This is a genomic window from Chitinophaga agrisoli (assembly GCF_008386695.1).
Lineage (GTDB): Bacteria > Bacteroidota > Bacteroidia > Chitinophagales > Chitinophagaceae > Chitinophaga > Chitinophaga agrisoli.
In genome coordinates this window covers 1-714 of sequence record NZ_VUOC01000073.1, presented here as the reverse complement: position 1 = coordinate 714, position 714 = coordinate 1, and the positions used below count along the sequence as shown (strand labels likewise).

Below are 714 nucleotides of genomic sequence, written 5' to 3'. Positions count from 1 at the left end.
TGGCTCGACAACCACCATTGACCGGTACCCCGGTATTGTTTCTCTGTTGTTTACAAGGAATTGGAGTCAGTGGTGGCAGGCTTGCGGTGGAAACCTTCTTAACCAGAGATCTGTTCTTTCCGCTGCTCATTGCACATTCGGTGATCAAACGGGTGCATGGCGTCTTCGTGTTGGTTCCACCTGGGCCAACAGTGGGGGTGTTGTGCATCAATTGAACAGAATTATCCATCATCCCAATTATAACAGACAAACAGCTGACAGTGACCTCTGCATCTTACGCAGTAATACCAACATAGTTTTGAACAACAACGTTCGTCCTGTTAATATTGCTGGTTCCAATTACAATCTTGCTGATAACCAACCTGTTTGGGCTGCTGGTTGGGGTGCTACTTCGCTCGGAGGGTCTGGTTCGGAGCAGCTCCGTCACGTCCAGGTCTGGACCATCAATCAGAATACCTGCGCCCAACGTTACAGACCCATTAACCGTTCTATCACCGCTAACATGTTGTGCTCTGGTGTTTTGGACGTTGGTGGTCGCGACCAGTGCCAGGGTGACTCCGGTGGTCCTCTCCTCCACAACAATGTCCTTGTTGGTGTCTGCTCTTGGGGACAGTACTGCGCTGACCGTCGCTACCCTGGCGTCAACGTTCGTGTTTCCCGCTTTACTTCCTGGATCCAGTCCAATGCGTAATAATTTTAAAGAAGAAACCAACC

At 50.1% G+C, this 714-nt stretch carries 1 protein-coding gene; it reads left to right on the top strand.

Features of this window, described 5'->3' with window-relative positions; all coding sequences use genetic code 11:
- The first annotated feature begins 46 nt into the window (after positions 1–46).
- Entirely contained in the window at positions 47–691 is a 645-nt protein-coding gene (locus tag F0L74_RS34635; RefSeq protein WP_497707337.1) for a S1 family serine peptidase, read from the top strand.
- Positions 692–714 lie beyond the last annotated feature (23 nt).